The 19,868-nt window shown below is 60.3% G+C and carries 21 protein-coding genes, 1 tRNA gene, 1 pseudogene and 1 riboswitch; of the genes and pseudogenes, 7 read left to right on the forward strand and 16 right to left on the reverse strand.

Annotated elements, in window-relative coordinates; translation table 11 throughout:
* On the forward strand, window positions 1-188 hold a 188-nt coding region (locus L6762_RS10950; RefSeq protein WP_237187271.1), incomplete at its 5' end, for a hypothetical protein.
* A 43-nt stretch (window positions 189-231) separates the two neighbouring features.
* Here the strand turns inward: L6762_RS10950 and L6762_RS10955 are convergent.
* From L6762_RS10955 to L6762_RS10990, 8 genes and pseudogenes are all read right to left on the reverse strand, one after another.
* Window positions 232-1,101: a phage holin family protein gene (locus L6762_RS10955; protein ID WP_237187272.1), complete on the reverse strand. Its 870-nt coding sequence runs from the start codon at window positions 1,099-1,101 to the stop codon at window positions 232-234.
* Between the two features lie 120 nt (window positions 1,102-1,221).
* A complete protein-coding gene (locus tag L6762_RS10960; RefSeq protein ID WP_237187273.1) occupies window positions 1,222-2,517 on the reverse strand; it encodes a M20 metallopeptidase family protein in 1,296 nt (431 codons plus the stop codon).
* Window positions 2,518-2,649: 132 nt separating this feature from the next.
* Window positions 2,650-2,722 (reverse strand) — tRNA-Asn (locus tag L6762_RS10965).
* Between the two features lie 96 nt (window positions 2,723-2,818).
* Complete coding sequence (dnaG, locus tag L6762_RS10970; RefSeq protein ID WP_237187275.1) at window positions 2,819-4,723, reverse strand: DNA primase; 1,905 nt, start codon at window positions 4,721-4,723, stop codon at window positions 2,819-2,821.
* Between the two features lie 42 nt (window positions 4,724-4,765).
* Window positions 4,766-6,103 carry a deoxyguanosinetriphosphate triphosphohydrolase gene (locus L6762_RS10975; protein ID WP_237187276.1) on the reverse strand — a complete coding sequence of 446 codons (1,338 nt, stop codon included), beginning with the start codon at window positions 6,101-6,103 and terminating at the stop codon, window positions 4,766-4,768.
* Window positions 6,104-6,151: 48 nt separating this feature from the next.
* Complete coding sequence (locus tag L6762_RS10980) at window positions 6,152-6,712, reverse strand: GNAT family N-acetyltransferase (RefSeq protein ID WP_237187278.1); 561 nt, start codon at window positions 6,710-6,712, stop codon at window positions 6,152-6,154.
* Window positions 6,713-6,891: 179 nt separating this feature from the next.
* Window positions 6,892-7,254: a DUF6176 family protein gene (locus L6762_RS10985; RefSeq protein ID WP_237187280.1), complete on the reverse strand. Its 363-nt coding sequence runs from the start codon at window positions 7,252-7,254 to the stop codon at window positions 6,892-6,894.
* A 198-nt stretch (window positions 7,255-7,452) separates the two neighbouring features.
* A pseudogene (locus tag L6762_RS10990) lies at window positions 7,453-7,602 on the reverse strand (oxidoreductase); the annotation flags it as partial.
* A gap of 108 nt (window positions 7,603-7,710) precedes the next feature.
* Here L6762_RS10990 and L6762_RS10995 point away from each other — a divergent pair.
* Window positions 7,711-8,130 carry a hypothetical protein gene (locus L6762_RS10995; RefSeq protein WP_237187281.1) on the forward strand — a complete coding sequence of 140 codons (420 nt, stop codon included), beginning with the start codon at window positions 7,711-7,713 and terminating at the stop codon, window positions 8,128-8,130.
* 22 nt (window positions 8,131-8,152) lie between these two features.
* On the opposite strand, the gene dusB is transcribed toward L6762_RS10995, so the two are convergent.
* A complete protein-coding gene (gene dusB, locus L6762_RS11000) occupies window positions 8,153-9,349 on the reverse strand; it encodes a tRNA dihydrouridine synthase DusB (RefSeq protein WP_237187282.1) in 1,197 nt (398 codons plus the stop codon).
* A gap of 129 nt (window positions 9,350-9,478) precedes the next feature.
* Window positions 9,479-10,246: a DUF2382 domain-containing protein gene (locus tag L6762_RS11005; RefSeq protein ID WP_237187284.1), complete on the reverse strand. Its 768-nt coding sequence runs from the start codon at window positions 10,244-10,246 to the stop codon at window positions 9,479-9,481.
* A 427-nt stretch (window positions 10,247-10,673) separates the two neighbouring features.
* On the opposite strand from L6762_RS11005, the gene L6762_RS11010 reads away from it, so the two are divergent.
* Entirely contained in the window at window positions 10,674-11,213 is a 540-nt protein-coding gene (locus L6762_RS11010) for a DUF3887 domain-containing protein (RefSeq protein ID WP_237187285.1), read from the forward strand.
* 362 nt (window positions 11,214-11,575) lie between these two features.
* Here the strand turns inward: L6762_RS11010 and L6762_RS11015 are convergent, their stop codons facing one another.
* Entirely contained in the window at window positions 11,576-11,911 is a 336-nt protein-coding gene (locus L6762_RS11015; RefSeq protein ID WP_237187286.1) for an MGMT family protein, read from the reverse strand.
* 6 nt (window positions 11,912-11,917) lie between these two features.
* Window positions 11,918-12,892 (reverse strand): GNAT family N-acetyltransferase, encoded by a 975-nt coding sequence (locus L6762_RS11020; RefSeq protein ID WP_237187287.1) that lies wholly within the window; start codon window positions 12,890-12,892, stop codon window positions 11,918-11,920.
* 197 nt (window positions 12,893-13,089) lie between these two features.
* Between L6762_RS11020 and L6762_RS11025 the strand changes: the two genes are divergently transcribed.
* Window positions 13,090-13,710, forward strand: coding sequence for a GNAT family N-acetyltransferase (locus tag L6762_RS11025; protein WP_237187288.1), 621 nt, complete (start codon window positions 13,090-13,092; stop codon window positions 13,708-13,710).
* Window positions 13,711-13,867: 157 nt separating this feature from the next.
* Here L6762_RS11025 and L6762_RS11030 read toward each other — a convergent pair whose 3' ends face one another.
* Window positions 13,868-15,250, reverse strand: coding sequence for a glycine--tRNA ligase (locus L6762_RS11030; RefSeq protein ID WP_237187289.1), 1,383 nt, complete (start codon window positions 15,248-15,250; stop codon window positions 13,868-13,870).
* Window positions 15,251-15,390: 140 nt separating this feature from the next.
* On the opposite strand from L6762_RS11030, the gene L6762_RS11035 reads away from it, so the two are divergent.
* Genes L6762_RS11035 through L6762_RS11045 form a run of 3 tightly spaced genes read left to right on the forward strand, consistent with a single transcriptional unit; the run spans window position 15,391 to window position 16,207 of the window.
* Entirely contained in the window at window positions 15,391-15,609 is a 219-nt protein-coding gene (locus L6762_RS11035; RefSeq protein WP_237187291.1) for an RNA-binding S4 domain-containing protein, read from the forward strand.
* A gap of 39 nt (window positions 15,610-15,648) precedes the next feature.
* A complete protein-coding gene (locus L6762_RS11040; protein WP_185173332.1) occupies window positions 15,649-15,882 on the forward strand; it encodes a ribbon-helix-helix domain-containing protein in 234 nt (77 codons plus the stop codon).
* 28 nt (window positions 15,883-15,910) lie between these two features.
* A complete protein-coding gene (locus L6762_RS11045; protein WP_272878708.1) occupies window positions 15,911-16,207 on the forward strand; it encodes a type II toxin-antitoxin system PemK/MazF family toxin in 297 nt (98 codons plus the stop codon).
* Between the two features lie 27 nt (window positions 16,208-16,234).
* Here the strand turns inward: L6762_RS11045 and L6762_RS11050 are convergent, their stop codons facing one another.
* From L6762_RS11050 to L6762_RS11060, 3 genes are read right to left on the reverse strand one after another with little or no spacing between them, the layout of a single operon-like run.
* Complete coding sequence (locus tag L6762_RS11050; RefSeq protein ID WP_237187293.1) at window positions 16,235-16,921, reverse strand: alpha/beta hydrolase; 687 nt, start codon at window positions 16,919-16,921, stop codon at window positions 16,235-16,237.
* Window positions 16,922-16,952: 31 nt separating this feature from the next.
* Window positions 16,953-18,179, reverse strand: coding sequence for a homoserine O-acetyltransferase MetX (gene metX, locus L6762_RS11055; RefSeq protein WP_237187294.1), 1,227 nt, complete (start codon window positions 18,177-18,179; stop codon window positions 16,953-16,955).
* A gap of 14 nt (window positions 18,180-18,193) precedes the next feature.
* Window positions 18,194-19,540, reverse strand: coding sequence for an O-acetylhomoserine aminocarboxypropyltransferase/cysteine synthase family protein (locus tag L6762_RS11060; RefSeq protein WP_237187301.1), 1,347 nt, complete (start codon window positions 19,538-19,540; stop codon window positions 18,194-18,196).
* Between the two features lie 121 nt (window positions 19,541-19,661).
* Window positions 19,662-19,779: riboswitch (SAM riboswitch) on the reverse strand.
* Window positions 19,780-19,868: the final 89 nt, after the last annotated feature.

Raw genomic sequence — 19,868 nt, forward strand, 5'->3', positions numbered from 1 at the left:
TGCCGCAGCTCAGCAGGAAGAAGCGAAAAACCCTCAATGAGCACATCGATATTCTTCTCAACGGCCAGGCGCCCGGCAAAGAAAATCGTCAGTTCACCGGCAGACCTCTCCCCCCACCCCCCCGGCGTCCGCTCTTTCTCTGGGCAGTAAAAAGCCCGCCCCGGCAAGTGGTGCCGGGGCGGGCGTGAGCGCAAGGACGCTTGTGCCGCCTCATCTGAGGCAGGGCGGGTCTTACTTGCGGCGGCTAATGAGCTTGCCGAGGAAGACGAAGAAGGCTCCCAGGGAAGCTGCCAGGGTTGCAAAGGACTTCCAGTGGGCCTGCAGGGTCTCGGGGTTCGAGGCGTTTGCGGCCAGCTTCTTACCGCCGTCAACGGCGGTAGCAGGAGCGTTCTTTGCGGAGGTCTTGGCGTTCTGCACCAGGCCCTGGGCGCCTGCCTGCACGTCGCGTGAGTAGGTCTCGATGTCGTCGCGCAGGGTCTTGAGGTGCTCTCGACGCTGTTTGGTGCGCTGCAAGAGCTGTTCCTTGCTGGGGGCAGGGGTAGCGGGGGTCTGCTGCTCGCCGCTGTCCTTCTTGTCGTCGGTCTTCTGCTCGGTCTTCTTGGCCTCTGCCTTCTCTGCCTGCTCGCGCTTGAGACGCTTTGAGGTCATGGCGGAGCCTTCCTTCAGAACACCCAGGTCGTAGAGCAGACCGAAAATGGCTGATTCAGGCTTGAAGGGCAGCTGAGCCTTAATCATCTTGAAGCCCACGAAGCCAGCAATAGCGGCCAGGAGCAGGAAGAGGACGAACAGAACCAGGGCTGCCGCCCAGTTGGGCATGATAGCTGCCAGGCCAACGTAGGCCAGGATAACCAGGGCGATTGCCATGAAGAGGGCAAAGACCAGGGCTACTGCTGCAACAGCGGCGCCCTTACCCAGGGCGATGCCCTTCTCCTTGACCTCAATCTTAGCAATCTGGATTTCGTCTTTGAGCTGCTTAGGGGCCAGGTTGGTGAGCACCTTGCCTGCGTCAGCCACGTTCGTAACGCTAGCTTTGATGTTGTTGAAGCCAGCGCGCAGACCCTGGGCTCGGCGTGAGCCGTTCAGGTCGTTGGGAGTGGTCATGTGCCACCTCTCTATATGTCGATAAGCGTGCTTGCGTATTACGTGTACCAAATAGTAAGTTTACCGGCTTTTAAGGGCTTGTGGCGACTGCGCCCCGATTTGTGATGCGATTATTGGCTCTTAGTCTTGCGCTGCTTCGAGATGGGCCAGTGCAACCGCAAGATGCATTCGGACGCCCGTGATGAGGGCTTCATCATTCGCGTAGAAACGCGGTGAGTGATTGGGAGCAAAACCGCGCCCGCCATCAACAGGTTCTGGCATAGCACCCGAGCCGAACTTCACGTCCTGCACACCGAGCAGGGCATACATACCGGTGTACCGGTTAATGAACTCAGAGACGTCGTCGTACCCCAGTGACGCTGGCGCTGCAAAGACCTGATCCGGGTCTGCTGCTGCGCTTTCCAAAGCAGGGCGCAAGACTTCGACCGTTTCGGGCGCGTTAACCACAGCCGGAATTTGCTGCAAGAACTCAACGGTAGCTGTACAGTCATAGGCTTCTGCAATGTGGGTAGCTGTACGGGAAATCTTAGTGTTGACGGCGTCCATCAGCCCGTCTTTTAGACAGCGCACGGTGCCCCAGAGGGTTACTTTTTCGCCGATGATGTTGAAACGCCCCTGATCTTCAACATGTCCAATAGAAATAGTAAACGCGTCTTTAGCATCTATCTGGCGGTAGATTTGCCCCATGGCGCTGATGATGTCCGCAGCCGCTGGCATCGGATCTCGTCCCGCCCACGGCGATGAACCGTGCACCTGCTCACCGCACACAGTTATCTTGACCATTTCAGATGAAGCGTGCTGCACACCCGAGGCCCATCCCACATAGCCACTTGGTGCAGGAATCACATGCATACCAAAGGCCAGAGTTGGCTGGGGGTCGAGTGAGTCAAAAGCCTCATCAGCTAGCATGTAGGCAGCGCCGCCCTCTTCTTCCACGGGGGCACCCTCTTCAGCTGGCTGGAAAACGAAGTAGATGGTTCCGGCGAGTTCCTCCCGATGCGCTGTGAAGGCACGCGCTGCGCCCAACAGCATGGCGACGTGGCAGTCGTGACCGCAGGCATGGGCAACGGGGAAGGGACCACCGGGGTATTTTTCATCTACTGCTTCAGAGGCATAGGGCAGATCGGTTTCTTCTTTGACGGGCAGGCCGTCCATGTCCGCGCGTAATAGAACGGCCTTTTCTGAGGAGATGCCCCCTCGCAGGGTGGCGATGATTCCGGTTCCGCCGATGTTCTGCTGTATGTCAGTATCTGCGAAGCCCATATCCTTGAGGCGTTCAACAATGTAAGCCGCTGTTTTGGTCTCGCGGTTTGAAAGCTCTGGGTGCTGGTGAAGGTGGTGACGCCAGGTGATGACGTCTTTTTCGTTTCGAGCGGCGGTGGCGTAGAGGTCGTTGAGAAGGTGCTGGTCAGACATTTTCTATTCTTTCATCTATGAACTATGGAACAGTTCACATGCTACGCCCCTTCAGGCAAAGCCACCACTCTTAGTGAATGGAGAGCCTAAGCATACAAAAAAGCCCGGCCATAAGACCGGGCTGTTTGTTTGCTCCCCCGACTGGACTCGAACCAGTAACCCTTCGATTAACAGTCGAATGCTCTGCCAATTGAGCTACGGGGGAATGTTGTTTGCTTTGTTTCCATCGCTGCAACGAGTAATAACTTTACACAGGGTTTTTGCCGCGCGCAAATCGAGAATGAGTTACCTCAATCACATATTAGTCTTGGCCTTGCATTTTGCTGCGGCGGCGGAGTTCGAGGGTGAGGAGTTGCTGTTGAATTTCTCGGTAGGCTTGGGCGTCGCTCTGGGGTGAGAGGCGTTGGAGCTGCATGAGTAGGTCTGATTTTTGTCGGGTGATTTCTTGTTCGAAGAGTCGGTTGAGGATGTCCTGTGAGTAGCGCACCAGTTGCTCGTCGGTGCGGGCTGGAATGGGGGCGACGGTGAGTTCTGCGATAAGGGGGTGGACGGGCTCGGGTGCGTGAGCTCGCACAGTATTGACCCAGGTTGCGCCGGGTTCGGGGGCGATGGTGGAGGCAGCTCCAATGATGCCCTGGGCGATGCCGCTGTGGGCTCGGTAGCGGTAGTGTACGGTGGCAAGTTCCTGCCACTGTTCGAGGGAGAGGTATTGGGGGTATTGCAGCACGATTTCGAGGGCTTCGCGCTCAGTACGGGCTGCGGGGTCACGCAGGTCGGGTAGCTCGTAGGGATCCTCAGCGGGGGCGGGGGTCTCTTCTGTGGCGGCGCGGGCGGCTCGTTCGGCTTCTGCAGCCTCTGCCCTTTGGCTGGCGGACACTTGCGGATTGGCTGCTGCAGCGCTCACGGCTCGTTGGACTTCGGCGGCGTCGAGCCCTAACTGCCCGGATACTTGCCGTACGTAGGCGGGGCGCAGGGCGGCGTCCTTGATTCCGGCGATGATGGGGGCGATGGCGCGCATGCCGCGCACGCGCCCTTCAAGGGTGCCGAGGTCGTAGTTGGCGAGGGTGGCGTTGATGGCGAATTCGAAGAGCGGACGCCGGGAGGCGATGAGGGAGCGCACGGCGGCGTCCCCGCGGGCTAGGCGCAGGTCGCAGGGGTCCATGCCGTCTTTTGCGACGGCGACGAAGGTTTGGGCGACGAACCTCTGGTCTTCTGAGAAAGCAGCCAGGGCTGCTTTCTGGCCGGCGGCATCCCCGTCGAAGGTGAAGATAACTTCGCCGCCGGTGCCGTCATCGGAGATCAGGCGACGCACGATTTTGATGTGGTCGGTACCGAAGGCGGTGCCGCAGGTGGCTACGGCGGTATCGATTCCGGCTAGCTGGGCGGCCATGACGTCGGTGTAGCCCTCGACCACCACAATCTGCTTCTTCTTGGCGATGGGGCGCTTGGCCAGATCTAGCCCGTAGAGCACCTGTGATTTTTTATAGAGGGGGGTTTCGGGGGTGTTGAGGTATTTGGGGCCCTGGTCGTCCTCGAAGAGGCGGCGAGCGCCAAAGCCGATGGTTTCGCCGGTGATGTTGCGGATGGGCCAGATGATGCGCCCGCGGAAACGGTCGTAGAGGCCCCGCTGCCCTTCTGAGAACATGCCGGTTTCGCGGAGTTCTTCGGTGGTAAAGCCTTTGTTCATGAGGTATTTGAGCAGGTTATCCCAGCCGCGGGGGGCGTAGCCGACCCCGAATTTTTGGGTGGCTGCGGGGTCGAAGCCGCGGGCGCCGAGGAATTTTTGGGCTTCAACGGCGGCGGGAGTGTAGAGGTTTTTTTGGAAGAACTCTGCGGCGATTTTGTGGGCATCGAGCAGGCGTTGGCGGCGTCCTACCTCTTCGCGGCTCATGCCGCTTCCTTGCTCGTAGTGAAGCTCGTAGCCAATGCGGGCGGCTAGTTTTTCGACGGTTTCGGTGAAGGAGGTGTGGTCCATTTCCATGAGGAAGCTGATCACATCGCCCGATTCACCGCAGCCGAAGCAGTGGTAGGTGCCCATCTGGGGTCGCACATGGAAGCTCGGGGTGCGCTCATCGTGGAAAGGGCACAGGCCCTTGAAAGAGCCGATACCGGCGGATTTGAGGGTCACGTACCCTTCGATGATTTCGCGAATGTCGGTGCGCGAGCGCACCTCGTCAATGTCTTCTCGTTTGATTAAGCCTGCCACGGGTTCAATTCTAGTCGGGGGCGTCAAGCCTGTGGATTTTGCTTACCAGAGAGGTTTGTCCCCCACTGCCCAGTGGGTTCCGGTGATGCGTTTGAAGAGGGCCAGGGCGGAGCGGTCGGTCAGGCAGGCGACCTGATCAATGACCAGGCGCAGGCGGGCGGCGGCATCGTTACGGCCAAGTTCTTGCAGGTCTGCGGCAAAAACCGGGTCGAGGTAGCCGGGGTTATCGAAGAGGGCGTGGACTAGAAATTCGAGGATTTCCTGTTGGTTCCCATCGGTTGTCTGGGCGGCTGCTGCGTCGCGAGGAGCCATGACGAAAGCGGCAGCGATGCCCTTGAGCACGGCGATTTCATGTTCGGTTTCTTCGGGTACGACCAGCTGGGCCCGGTAGCGGGTCAGCGGTTCATCCCCGTACACATCACGGGTTGCCAGCATGGCGCTGGCAGCGAAGCGCCCTATGAGTTTAGAGGTCAGGGCCTTGAAGGACGCCATCGAGGAGCGGGTGCCTCTCATGTAGGGAACCCAGCGGTTGAGGTTCTCTAACCGGGTCAGGGCCTGATCGAGGGTTGCGTCCTCGACCCCTGGCAGGTACCAGAGGCGGGTTTTGTCGAAAACCTGCTGGCGGGCGTCCGCATTTTTTAGTTCGTCGAGCTGCACGTGCCCGCCGAAGACGGCGTCCTCGACGTCGTGCACGGAGTAGGAGATATCGTCGGCAAGATCCATGACCTGGGCTTCGATGCACTTTTGAGTCGGTGCGGCCCCGGCTTCAGCGGCCCCGGCGCGGAGCCATTCGAAGACGGGTAGGTCATCGGCATAGACACCAAATTTACGGTTAGGTTTACCATCGGTGCGGACGGGGGCCTGAGCGCGAGTCCAGGGGTACTTGCAGGTTGCATCCAGGGACGCCCGGGTGAGGTTCAGCCCCGCCGACCCGCCGTCGTGTCTAATCACCTTGGGTTCTAGCCGGGTGAGCAGGCGCAGGGTCTGGGCGTTGCCTTCAAAACCACCGGCATCCGCTGCTAGTCGGTCGAGAGCTGTTTCACCGTTATGGCCAAAGGGCGGGTGGCCTAGATCGTGGGAGAGGCAGGCGGTATCGACCACGTCGGGGTCGCACCCCAGCATACGGCCTAGCTCCCGGCCAATCTGGGCTACTTCGAGAGAATGGGTCAGGCGGGTGCGCACAAAGTCGTCGGTGTCGGGGTCAACCACCTGGGTTTTAGCGCCCAGGCGGCGCAGGGCCGAGGAGTGCAGCACGCGAGCGCGGTCGCGCTCAAAGGGTGAGCGGTAGACGAACTTGTGGTGTTCGGGAACCCAGCGTTCGGCGTCCGCTGCGCTGTAGCCGGGGGTGGGGGCCTGTTCGGGGGTGAAGGTGCTGCTCATGTTTCTCGTCTTTTCTCTGCCGGGTAGGTGTACGCCTGGGGTCCTAGTTTAGAGGTCATCTCCCTGGTCAAGGCCGTATTCGGCGGGCCAGGTGACTTCGCCTGAGATAGGTGGGAAGTCAGGGGTGAGGTTGATCAGTTGCAGGGCTTCAGCTAGGGCCGCGGGCTCGATACCGTCGATGATGGCACGCACCCCGTGGCGGGCTGCCGGCACGAAATCGAAGCGGCTGTAGTAGGTAGGTTCTCCGAACACCATCAGGCTGGTGGGTGCATTGCTGATCTGGGCGGACGCACGTGCGCGCGCCAGCGCTTCAAGGGTAAGGGCGGTGCCCACTCCCCTGCCCTGGTAGTCGGGGTGGACGGCCAGCGGCGCTAGAGCATAGGCGGTCCAGGAGCCTACCCAGCAACGACTGATGAGAACATAGCCGATGAGGGCACCGGTGGTGGCGTCACGGGCGGTGAGGGAGATTCCCAGCTCCCAGGCATTAGGGTTGCCGCGCAGGGCTTCCACCAGATCAGCCTCATAGCTGGTATCAAAGGCTGCCAGGAGCAGATCGCGGATCTCTGCGGTATCGGCCGGGGCTTCGGGGCTGATAGTGTGGGTTCTCATGCCTTTAAGTCTAGAGGCTAGGCCCAAGCTGAGGCGGGGTGCCCCTCGCCTTACCTCCCTGACTTGCGGCGGGAAGGCGGTCGCGTCCGTCCGCGCGTGCGCCGCGAACCCAGTGTCTACAAGAATCGCGCAGCGTCCACACATGGCGTGGGCACTGCGCGATTCTGGTAAGCACTTGTTTACTGGGGTAGAGGCTTCATGGATGCAAGGACGCGGTCAGGCAGCATGTGCACACGCGGCGACAGGTCTTGCGGTGGGTAAGTAGAATCGATGCATTCACGCCAGTACTCGACGTGCTTTTCATCTAACCAGTGCTCAGACTCAGTAACTTTCTGTTCCAAGCCTGCCTCACCGCGCACCGAGTACCAGTAAAGGTAATCATCGCCGTCAATCGTTTCAGCAAAGATTGTCTCAACGTACATGTGTTCAGACTCTAGTGTCTCTTTGACAGTCTCCATGTTCTCGTTGAGGAAAACCATCCACTCATCAACCTTGCGCCGTTTGCCAGGTTTAACCCGAAACCGGGTCAGTTCAATCTGCATACCGTAATTCTATACCCAGGGCGTTTTGGGGTCTATGACGATCTCTTCCAAACGACTGTAGGTAAGTGAAAGCTTCATATGCGTGTGCAAAGAACACGCATATGAAGCTTTTAGTTACCTACAAGAAAATTTAATGAATCGCCGGATTAGGGCTTCTTAACCGCAAGCTCATATCTTCCGAGAACTAGGTCAGCTCAGTTACGCCTTGATGACCGTGATGCTCCACTCGGCAGGACCACGTTTCACAAAGTCTTTGGTTCCATAGCCGTTCTCGGCCGCCCACCCCGGAATTGCTTCGGTACCCTGAGTGCAATCAAAGTTAATAACCAGCTCGTCACCACCGTCTACAAGAATCGCGCAGCGTCCACACACGGCGTGGACACTGCGCGATTCTGGTAAGCACTCAAATGTAACCTATGGTTTGCGCCCCCCTACTGGAAGGTACAGTCGTCTTCTATGAGCGAGAAGTACGTACCCAATTACGGCGATCTGGAGCGTTTTCGCTATGAAAGGCTGATCCGCACCAAATCCAGGGCCTACCAGATGGCCTGCTGGCAGGGCTACCTCGGCACCCACGAGTTCTTCCTGGGCAATAACCTCAGAGGTTGGGCCACGCTCCTGCTCACCATGGCAACAGCTTCCCTGCTCGTCTACGAGTGGATACTCGGGCTTCTCCTACTGATTCTCGTCATCGGCCTCAACATCACGGCGGTGCGGGCCATTGCCGCATCAGACCCAAGCAGCGACATCTACGGTGAAGAGTGCGGACCTTTCTTTCACAGCCTCCACATGGTGAGCTCCTTCTCTATCATGTGGGATATCAACCTCTGGAAGGGTAAAACTCCCACCGACCCACCGCCGCCCGATATGGACTAGGCGGGCCCGGCCGTCCGCACCTTTAGCCGCCGCTGATATCCAGTTCAGCATCCACCAGGCCCAGACGCTCGGCGTCTCCCAGGACGCGGGAGTTCAGCCAGCCGTCGGGTAGGTGGGGCTTCTTGGGGTTGCCAGCTCGGCCACGGGGTCCCTCGACGGCGGCACCGGGGTAGCCGATGGAGTGATCCAGCTCCGCTAGGTACTCGCGGAAGGCTTCCAGGGTGGGCACGGTAGACATCTTGGCGCGCAGTTTGCCGCCCACCGGGTAGCCGTGGAAGTACCAGGCCACGTGCTTGCGGATCTCTCGCAGGCCGCGGGTCTCATCCCCAAAGGTCTCAACTAGCAGTTCCGCGTGGCGATAAATCATATCCGCTACCTCAGAAACAGAGGGGCGGTGGCGCTCTTCCGAGCCCTCAAAGGCGTTCTGAAGGTCGCCAAAGAGCCAGGGGCGGCCCTGGCAGCCACGGCCGACCACAATGCCATCCACCCCGGTCTGTTCAACCATGGCGATGGCGTCCTCGGCTGAGAAAATATCGCCGTTACCCAGAATTGGCACGTCGGGGATAGCTTCGCACAGGCGGGCAATGGAGCCCCAGTCAGCCTTACCCGAGTAGTGCTGAGCGGCGGTGCGGCCGTGCAGGGCGATAGCTGCAACCCCGGCGTCGCGGGCGATTTTGGCTGATTCCAGGTAGGTCAGGTGGTCCTCGTCGATGCCCTTACGCATCTTGATAGTCAGGGGCACATCCCCTCGAGAAGCCTCGCGCACGGCGGTCTGGACGATAGCGGTAAAGAGGTCGGTCTTCCAGGGTAGGGCTGAGCCGCCACCCAGCTTGGTCACCTTGGGCACGGGGCAGCCGAAGTTCAGGTCAATATGGTCGGCGCGGTCTTCTTCGACTACCATGCGGATTGCCTTACCCACGTTGACGGCGTCCACCCCGTAAATCTGGATGGAGCGGATTTTTTCGTCGCCGTCATGGTCAATAATGCGCAGGGACTCGGGGTTGCGCTCCACCAGGGACCGCGCGGTGACCATCTCGGTCACGTACAGCCCGCCACCGTAGTCGCGGCAGAGCCGGCGGAAGGCCTTGTTAGTAACGCCAGCCATGGGTGCCAGCACCACCGGGGTGTCAATGGTGTGCTTGCCCAGGTGCAGGGGAGGCAATTTTAGTTGCTTGGCGCGTGCCGGGGTCTGGCTGGTCTCTAAAGTCTCTTCTGTCATAACCTTCCAATTCTGGCACAAACCCCGCGGGGACGCTGTTAGCTAGAGCAACACAAGAGGGCCCCGGGTGGTTCATTCCCGGGGCCCTTCATGAGGCTGTGGTTCAGCGCTAGAGGCTTAGAGCGAGGCTTACTTGTTGTCGCCTTCTACAACGATTTCTTCCTTGCGGACGTCTGCTGAGACGCGCTCGGTGTCGGTGCGTACTTCCTTGCCAACTGAGACGCGCTCGGTGGCTACGGTTTCGGTGGAGACAACGGGGCGCTCTTCGTGGGCGGTGACGGTAACATCTGCCTGTGCCTCGGCGGAGTCGAAGTCGTAGTTTTCTACAACTTCGCCGTCCTTGAGGTTGGTGCGCTCAACAACGATTTCTTCCTTGCGGACGGGCACCTCGACGGTTTCGGTTTCGGTGCGGACGACCTTGCGCAGGCGGACCTGGCCGGTCTGGGTTGCGCTGGTGGCAGTGCCAACATTCAGACGCTCTTCGTGAGCGACAACGTCGCCGTTCTCGGCGGTTGCAGTGGCCTGGGCTGCGTGGGCGTCGGTGGCAGGACGCTCGGTGTTAGCTACACCGGCAGTTGCGGTACCTGCGGTGAGTGAGTAGTACTCGTAGAGGCGCTGCTCTTCAGCGGGTGAGAGTTCGCCGTCTTCTGCGATGCTGGGGGCGTCCTTGACAAATTCCTTGGTATAGGGAACGTGGATTTCTTCGCCTGCATAGCGGGCCTTGTCCACGGGGATGAAGGATTCGTTAGTGCCGAAGAAACCGGTGTTGACGGTGACGAAGGTGGGTTCGCCGGTCTGGGCGTCGAGGTAGAGCTCGCCTACCTTGCCAATCTTTTCGCCGTCGGTGCCGAACACGGTGCTGTTGCGCAGGGTTTCGATGGTTTCGTTGGTAGCCATGAGCTATTGCCTTTCTTTGCGACTCTCAGTACGAGGTGTTGCGCCTGCCAAGCTCTCCCGATGAGTGCTATCAGCAGGCTGAGCAACTGGTAATAACCTTACACACTTTCAGTAGGCTGAGCAACTACTAAGCGAACTTTTTAAGAAAAAAAGACAATATTTCACTCTGAGATGAACAATAAAGCATGATTATGTCAATCGATGACATGCCTAGTCATGTCATTTTTGACAGATGCAGCAAAAGAAGTAACAGGGGTTAGTTTTAAAGTAAACATTTTCCACATGCACGCCCTCAGTATAGGCAGCACCTCAGACCCAATCGGTGAATCGTCAAAATCTCTTGACAGGCACCCAAGAATAATCACATACTTGTGATACGTCAAGATTGATTGACGCACCTAAGAAAGCGCCTAAGAAAGGAGGCCCCGTGCAGTCCAACGACCCGCGCATTACCGCCGTCCGCACCGCTAATGAGCAGGTTAGCCAGGCAACCCGTGCGCTTGAGGACGCCGTGCAGGCAGCTCGCGCAGGCGGTGCCACCTGGCAGCTCATCGGCTCGGCTATCGGAGTGACCAAGCAGGCTGCTGCCCAGCGCTTTTCAGAGACTGTCTACAACGCCCGGTCTCTCTCGCAGATTCAGGTGGAACTGGAACAAGTCACCGAGGCCCTCTTCGCCGCACTTGCCCACGAAGACATTGAGCATATACACAGCCACATGACCTATACCACAACCCGGTTACTGTCTAAACGCAAGATTCTGAAAACCTGGCAGCAGGTGCTTGAGGCAAATGGCCCCTTTGTCGAAGTCAAGAAAACGGTAGTGGAGCAGGCAGGCTCCGGCTTTACTCTCACCTACCGGCTGCGCCACGAACGTGGAGAGCCGGTCGGCCAACTCTCTTTCAACTCAGCCCGCAAAGTCACAGGATTGGTGATCTTCAATGACGACTCGACGCCCCTCCCCTGGTAACAGCATCTACGCACCCCTCATCATGGTGGGACTGTGGGGTCTCCACGGTTGTATCACCTGGTACCTCAGCCGAGAACTAGCTATCACCTTGTGGGCGATTGGCCTCGTGGCTGTTGGTACGGTGCTCACTCAGTGGTTCCTGCGCCCCAGGGGAAGCCGCACGATGGTATGGCGACCGGGACTCTTTGCCTGGGCGCTTACTATTACCTGGGTTCTCTGGGCAATTCTCAATATCTTTTGGGATATGCAAGCTCAGAACGCTGCAATCTGGCCGTTGATCGGGTACATCGGTTCAAGCAGTAGCGCCCGGGAGGCTTCAGCTCAGAGGCGCAAAGCCCGCGACATCGGTGTCTAGCTCCTGCCTAGCCCTCCCCCAGCTCAGCTAACCGCTGGGCAGAGAGACGAGCCAGGGCGTCCGCGTCCATACGGGCAGCGCCCAGAGCGACTCGGCCGTCCACTCGTAGCGGGGTGCCCTCGTCCTGCCAATGGGAGTACGCCTGCTCTAGGTGCCCCGGTATCTCACCGCGGGCGTTACAGACCCGCCACCAGGGAACATTCGATCCCCAGGTCGCCAACACGCGCCCCACCAGCCGGGGAGACTCACCGACGACCGCACCGACGTCCCCGTAGGTAGCAACCTGCCCGGCAGGCACGCACTCAACCACGCGCAAGATTCTCTCTACACGTGTATCGTCCATGGTTGCTTAGCCGTCAACCAGCACCAGGGACTCGCTGGTCACGGTGGCAGCCCCCATCTTCAGCAACTGGTCAATCAGCACGGCTAGATCCTCCATAAAGTCATCGACCTCGATCTGCACAGCGTAGGAGCCGGTCAGTACCGAGAGCAGCTGCATGATAGCCTCTCGGGCGCCGGGGTGGCCCACCCGGTAGCCGATGGTAATTTCGGTGGCATCATCTTCAGAGACGGGCATCTGGCCAGCATCTACCTCGATGGGGCGGTAGCTCACAGCAAAGGCGATAATGTCCCCCTTCTTCCCGTTGGCCTGGGCACGCAGCACATCGTCGCGCAGCACGACGGCACCCAGGGCTTCAGCTTCGTCGGAGAGGAAGAGACGGTTAATGCGGCCTATGGGGAGGTCGGCGGGTTCATCCCAGGTGTGCACGGCCCGGTAGAAGTCCCAGAAGCGCTGGGTAAGTTCCACTGACCCGGTGGCTAGGTCTTCGATGGCCTGGGTGATGCGTTCGAAGTCGTCCTGGCGCAGGGGTACGGACGGCACTGCCCCGGCCTCAATACGCACCATGCGTGAGCGCTGGGCAGCCTTGAAACCACGGGCTAAGGCGAAGTTAAGGCCAGTGGATTCTGGCTCCACGGTGGCGCGGAAAGCCGAAACGCCGCGAGAAGATGAGGCGGCGGCGTCCTTCAGGGTCTCTAGGAGCAGGCTGCCCAGGCCTGCCCGGCGGTGCTCGGGGGCTACTTCGATGTAGGACCAGAGGCGGTTGGGGTGCAGGTCGGTCTCGTACACGGTACCTGCGGCTACAGGAACTCCCTGGTGCTCGGCAATGAGGGTGCGGGAGAAACGGGTGTCGGAATCGGGACCAAAGGACGAGCGGAAGGCGGCTACCTGCCGGTTTTCGGCATCGTGCCAGTATTCGAGCAGGGCTAGGGTGTCGCCCTCGCGCCAGGGGCGCAGGGTATAGGTGTTCTTGGCGGTGCTCATGGTGGTGCCTTTCGGGTAGCCGGCCGGGGTGTACCCATCTACTTTAGCGCCCCTACCCTACCTGCGGGCGTCCGTGCGGCAGAAAGCCTGCACGCTGAGCGTGAACCGGGTAGGCGGCACCTTGATTTCACCGGCCCGTTACCGGCTAGACTTTAAGGGCTTAAAGTTTGTTTGACTCTATTATTTAGCGTGGTGTTATGACTTCCCCCCTTGCCCACAAGCCCACTCTGACCGGTTCCCGCATTGAGCTACGCCCCTTTGATGCTGAAGCCATCGACGCCATGATTGAGATTTTGCAGGAGCCGGAGGTACTGGTTAAGACCGGCACCGTGCACTCCCGCTCAACGGAAACCCACCCCTTCAATGAGGCCAAGACCCGCGAGTGGTACTCCCGCCGCAACGATAAGAAGAACCGCCTTGATCTGGCTATTTTTGCGCTCGACCAGCAGAAGTATGTGGGCGAGGTAGCCTTCAACGAGTACGACCCCGACAACGGGTCGGTCAACTACCGTATCGCCATTGGTCAGGCAGGCCAGAACAAGGGCTACGGAACCGAGGCGACCAAGCTCATGGTGGATTACGGCTTTGAGAAGCTGGATCTGCACCGCATTGAGCTAGAGGTGCTGGACTTCAACGAGCGAGCCAAGCACGTCTATACCTCCTGCGGCTTTGTGCCCGAAGGACGCCGCCGCGAGGCCTTCCTGATCGACGGCGAGTACCACGACGCGGTACTGAAAGCTGTGCTGCGCAGCGACTGGGAGGCCGCCCGTTCAGTGGCAGGCCACCTGACCCTCGACTTGAAGCGGGTAGAAATCTAGCGCCGAAGGTGCTGGAGGTATAGGAAAAGGACGGACGTGCGGAGAGCCTGCTGGCTCGGGGCTGGCGTGAATTGGGGTGAGCGCCCCAGCGCGAGTCCCAAGAGGGTCAGCAGGCGAACGCACGTCCGTCCTTTTACATCCTTAGACTAGGTGCACCCTACTTGGTCAGCTTAGCTGCCAGGTAGGCGGTGACCTGGTCCAGGGAGACGCGTTCCTGGGTCATGGTGTCGCGTTCGCGGATGGTGACTGCCTGGTCTTCGAGAGTGTCAAAGTCGACGGTGATGCAGAAGGGGGTGCCGATTTCGTCCTGGCGGCGGTAGCGGCGGCCGATGGCGCCGGCGTCGTCGTAGTCGATGTTCCAGTTGCGGCGGAGTTCGTCGGCCAGGTTCTTGGCGGTGGGGACGAGGTCTTCCTTCTTCGACAGGGGCAGGACGGCTGCCTTGACGGGAGCCAGGCGGGGGTCGAGCTTGAGCACGGTGCGCTTGTCAACGCCGCCCTTGGTGTTGGGGGCTTCATCTTCGACGTAGGAGTCGACGAGGAAGGCCATCATGGAGCGGGTTAGGCCGAAGGAGGGCTCGATGACGTAGGGTACGTAGCGTTCGCCGGTGCCCTGGTCGAAGTATTCGAGCTTGGCGTTGGAGTGTTCGTTGTGCACGCCGAGGTCGTAGTTGGTGCGGTTGGCAACGCCCATGAGTTCGCCCCACTCTGAGCCGGTAAAGCCGAAGCGGTATTCGAGGTCCATGGTGCCGGCTGAGTAGTGGGCACGGTCGTCTTCGGGCACGTCGAACTTGCGCATATTGTCGGGGTTGATGCCGAGGTCTACGAACCAGTTCCAGCAGTCTTCGATCCACTGGTCGTAGTACTTGGGGGCGTCATCGGGGTGCACGAAGTATTCGATTTCCATCTGTTCGAACTCGCGGGTTCGGAAGATGAAGTTGCCGGGGGTGATTTCGTTGCGGAAGGCCTTGCCGATCTGGCCGATGCCGAAGGGCGGACGCTTGCGGGCGGCGGTGACGACGTTGTTGAAGTTGACGAAGATGCCCTGGGCGGTTTCGGGGCGCATGTAGTGCAAGCCCTCTTCGTTGTCGACGGGGCCCAGGTAGGTCTTCATGAGGCCGGAGAAGTTCTGGGGTTCGGTCCACTGGCCCTTAGTGCCGCACTTGGGGCAGACAATGTCGCCCATGCCGTTTTCGGGGGCGCGGCCCTTCTTGGCCTCGAAGGCTTCAATCAGGTGGTCCTGGCGGTGGCGGGAGTGGCAGGAGAGGCATTCGACGAGAGGGTCGGTGAAGGTGGCGACGTGACCTGATGCTTCCCAGACGGCCTTGGGCAGGATGATGGAGGAGTCGAGGCCGACCATGTCTTCGCGGCCGCGCACGAAGGTCTGCCACCACTGCTGGCGGATGTTTTCTTTGAGTTCGGCACCGAGCGGGCCGTAGTCCCATGCTGAGCGGGATCCTCCGTAGATTTCACCTGCCTGGAAGACGAATCCGCGGCGCTTGGCCAGTGAAATAACGTTGTCGAGTTTGGACTTCGGTGCCATGGTTTTTGGTTTCTCCTATGAGCCTGCGCCACCGGTTGTGGCGTGCTTGGATGTAAAAAGAAAGTGGGCCGGGTGGCGCACTCGTCTTTAAGCCTACCGTACGTAGGGGTGCGAGTGTTGGCGCGGGTAGAGTGGTGGGTATGAGTATTGAGTCTGTTTTTATTCGTGATGAGATGATTCGCTTGGGCCAGTTTTTGAAGTTGGCGAATCTGGTGGAGAACGGGGTGCATGCCCGTGAGGTGATTCAGGACGGCCTGGTGAAGGTGAACGGTGATATTTGTGAGCAGCGCGGGCGTCAGCTGCACGCTGGCGATATCGTTGAGCTGAACGGCGTGACCGTGCAGGTGGAGGTTGAATAACCTCTAGCCAAGTGAATCCCATATTGGTATTCTCGGGTTATGACAGTTCAGATTGCAGTCCGTTTACCCGATGATTTAGTGGCCTTTCTTGATCACGAGGTTGAGGAAGGCCAGGCTAGAAGCCGCGCTGAGATTGTTGCTGAGGCTCTTGAGCATGAGAGGCGACGCCGGGCGGCTTTAGTTGATGCAGCTATTCTGGCTTCTCTGGGCCCAGAGGATGACCTGGATGAGTTAGTGGACTGGGCCAGCGGCACACCTTCGTCTCAGCAGTAGGTGTTGAACCGTGCGCGAAATTTGTTTAGTGCATCTCGATAAGACAAGGCCGGCAGTTGTTTTGACCCGTGAGCCTACGCGGTTTGCGATGACTAAGGTGACCATCGCTCCTATCACCTCAACGATCAAGGGGTTATCGAGCGAGGTCTTGCTAGGGCCTGCTAACGGTCTTGACCGTGAGTGCGCTATTTCTGTGGATAACATTCTGACGGTCCGTCAGGACGCCCTAGGGCGGACGATTGGTTACCTCACGGAGCCTCAGGAAAAACAGCTAGCCCAGGCAATTATTTTCGCGTTTGATCTGCGGGCTCCCCTAGCCCGTTAAAGGCGAGCCCGCAGTCCTTACACATCATTATTCGGCAAGCACTTTCTCATTGAGGAAGGCTGTGATGTGGGTGAGTTCTGCGGCGGCGACTCCGTGCCCGATGCCGGTGTAGGTGTGGGCGGTGAGGTCGGTGTGCCCGGCTACCCATTCGCGGGTGTAGGCGATTTTGTCGGCGGTGATGATGAGGTCGGCTTCGTCGCGGCCCCAGAAGAGGGGTAGGGGCTCGTCCGCTAGCTGGGCGTCCTTGAAGTAGTGCTCTCCCCCGGCCACGGCGTAGCCGGAGAGCCCCACCACGGCCTTAATGAGGTCGGGGCGGGCGCGGGCTACCGAGGTGGCAAGGGCCATGCCCTGGGAGAAGCCCAGCAGGGTCACGCTGTTGTAGTCGGCGGCGATGGGTTCGAGCCAACCCAGCAGATAGTCAACGGCCAGTTCGATGGCGGTAAAGCCGACGGTTTCTAGTTGCTGGTTGAGGGGCCACCACTGGTAGCCCATGGCGGGTCCCTCGACGTAGGCGGAGTCGGCGTCGGCGGGTAGCGGGTAGCCGACGGGTTGGGGTGCGCGGACGGACGCGTAGGTCACCTTTTCGCTGGGCAGATAGGGGGTGAGCCCCAGCAGGTCGCGTTCATGGGAGCCGTAGCCGTGCAGAAGGACAACCAGGTGGGTACCCCGGCGAAAGGGTTCTGCCTTTGAATATTCAACAGTGTACTGGTTCATAACCCCCAACTTACCACCGGCAGAGCCAGCCTTAGGCCACTGCCCACAGGTGCTTGCGCCCCCTCAATTTTGCTTCGTCGGCGGCGTCCTGGGTTTCGATGCTGGTGGCGAGGATTCTTTCGAGCTGTTCGTGTTCGATGAGGAAGCCGTCGTGGCCGCAGGGTGAGTGGATGACGGCTGGCTCTACGGGGTTGGGCAGGGAGGCTGCCAGGATGTGGGAGTCGGAGGGGAAGAAGAGGCGGTCGGAGTCGACGTAGGCGATGGTCCAGTTGCAGGTGGTGCGGGCGAGGGCTTTTTCGAGGCCGCCGCGGTCGCGGCCGAGGTCGTGGGAGAGTAGGGCTTCGTTGATAGCGAGGTAGGAGCCTGCGTCGAAGCGGTTGGTGAGTTTGGTGCCGTGGTGGTCGAGGTAGTTTTCGACCTGGTAGCGGCCGCGTTCTGTGGAAACGGGGTGCAGGACGTTGTGGCCGTCTTGGGCGTCGCGGCCGAAGCGGAAGTGGAGTTCAGCGGCGGAGCGGTAGGTGGTGTGGGCGATGCGGCGGGCCAGGGCCAGGCCGGTGACGGGGCCGGGGCCGGGGTAGTAGTCGCCGCCGGCGAAGGCGGGGTCTTGGCGGATCGCCAGGTTTTGCATGTGGCCCCAGGCAATCTGTTCGGCGGTGGCGGCGGGGCCGGAGGCGATGACAGCGCAGGAGCGGACGAGCTCGGGGTAGGTGACGGCCCATTCGGCGGCGCGGGCACCGCCGAGGGAGCCGCCGATGACGTGGTGGAGGGAGGTAACGCCGAGCTGGTCGAGCAGGCGTTTTTCGGCGCGGACGCCGTCGCGGATGGTAACGAGGGGGAAGCGGGAGCCCCAGGGTTTTTGTTCGGGGTCGATACTGGCCGGGGCGGGTGAGGCTGGGCCGGTGGTGCCGTAGCAGCCGCCGAGCATGTTGGGTGAGATGACGAAGTATTTGTCGGTGTCGATCACGCGGCCGGGGCCGACGGCGGTGGGCCACCACCCGGCGGCTTCCGCGTAGGCGCGGTCTTGCTCGCTGGCGTCCGCCCCTACTCGCCCTGCCGAGACGTGGGTGTCACCGGTCAGGGCGTGCAGGATCAAAACGGCGTTGTCGCCCGCCTCGTTGAGGGTTCCCCAGGTTTCGTATCCGATGGTGACATCGGGCAATACTGCCCCTGATTCGAGGGTCAGATCACCGACTTTGGCGTAGGTGAGGACGCCGTCGGTACGGGTGGGGGTGGTCTCAGCGGGGCGGGCGGTCGTCATTGAGCTACCTTTCCTTAGCGGATGGCGGTGAAGCCGAGTTCGAGGTCGGCGAGGATGTCGTCGATGTGTTCGATACCTACCGAGAGGCGGATGAAGGCGGGGTTGATGCCGATGGCTTCAAGCTCTTCGGTGGTGGACTGGCTGTGGGTGGTGGACGCCGGGTGTACGGCCAGCGAGCGCACGTCACCGATGTTGACCAGCAGGGAGTGGAGGGAGAGGGAGTCCACGAATTTCTGGGCGGTTTCGGCGTCGGCGTCCTTAAGGGTGAAGCCGAGGACGGCACCAGCACCCTTGGGCAGGTACTTTTGGGCCAGTTCGTAGTAGGGGGAATCGGGCAGGCCGGAGTAGGTGACCGATTCGACCTGGGGGTGGTCTTTGAGGAACTGGGCGACTTTGAGGGCGTTCTCTACGTGGCGTTCTACGCGCAGGGAGAGGGTTTCAAGGCCGATGGCGATGTTGAAGGCGTTGGTCGGTGAGATGGATGAGCCCAGGTCGCGCAGGAGGGAGACGCGGGCTTTGAGGATGTAGGAGAGGTTGACTCCGAAGGCACCGTCCGCGCCGAGGTCGCGGGCGTAGACCAGGCCGTGGTAGCTTTCGTCGGGCTGGTTGAAGAGGGGGTACTTGTCGGGGTAGGCGCCGTAGTCGAAGTTACCGGAGTCTACGATGACGCCGCCGACCGAGGTGCCGTGGCCGCCCAGGTATTTGGTGGCTGAGTGGATGACCACGTCAGCGCCGTGCTTGATGGGGTTGAGCAGGTAGGGGGTGGCGATGGTGTTATCGACGATGAGGGGCACACCGATCTCATGGGCTACGCCCGAGATAGCTTCGATATCGAGGACGTCGCCGCGGGGGTTGGGCAGGGTTTCTGCGTAGAAGGCCTTGGTGTTCTCGCGGGCTGCTGCCCGCCAGGACTCGGGGTCGGCGGGGTCGTCAACGAAGGTGGTTTCGATGCCGAGGTTCTTGAGGGTGTACTTGAGCAGGTTGAAGCTGCCGCCGTAGAGGGAGGGGGAGGCAACGATGTGGTCCCCGGCCCCGGCGATGTTCAGGATGGCGAAGGTTGAGGCTGCCTGGCCGCTGGCAAGCAGCAGGGCACCGACACCGCCTTCGAGGGCAGCGATACGGTTTTCAACGGCTTCCTGGGTGGGGTTGTTGATGCGGGAGTAGATGGGGCCAAGCTCTGAGAGGGCGAAGCGGCCTGCTGCCTGGGCGGAGTCCTTGAAGACAAAGGACGTGGTCTGGTAGATGGGTAGGGCGCGGGCGCCGGTTGCCGGGTCGGGTTCCTGGCCTGCGTGAATCTGCTGGGTTTCGAACTTCCAGCCGGTGGGGTTGGAGGGGGTGGGAACGGTGTTCTCGGTGGTCATGCGGCTACTCCTTAATGAAGGTTTGTCTCAGTGTTCAGTTGAAACGGGCCGCATGCCGTATCTTCCGCCCGGGTAAGGAGGAAAAAAATCTGATGCCCTCACAGAAGATAGAGGCACATCGGTCCCGCGCTTGCGTACCTGGTTCTCGGTAGGTACGCCAGGTCTTCACCCAGGGCACCCCACCGCGAGTGGAGGGTTGCCGACCAGCTAGCTGGGGCTTAGCGCTGGTTCTCTTGACCTGCCTCTAGTCTGGCTGGCTCACCCGGGGAGCGTCAAGAAAGAGCTCTAAAGTTTCAGCATGTGTCCTTGTATTGCGTACGTTACGTTC

It is taken from the genome of Rothia nasimurium, from assembly GCF_928381705.1.
GTDB lineage: Bacteria > Actinomycetota > Actinomycetes > Actinomycetales > Micrococcaceae > Rothia > Rothia nasimurium_G.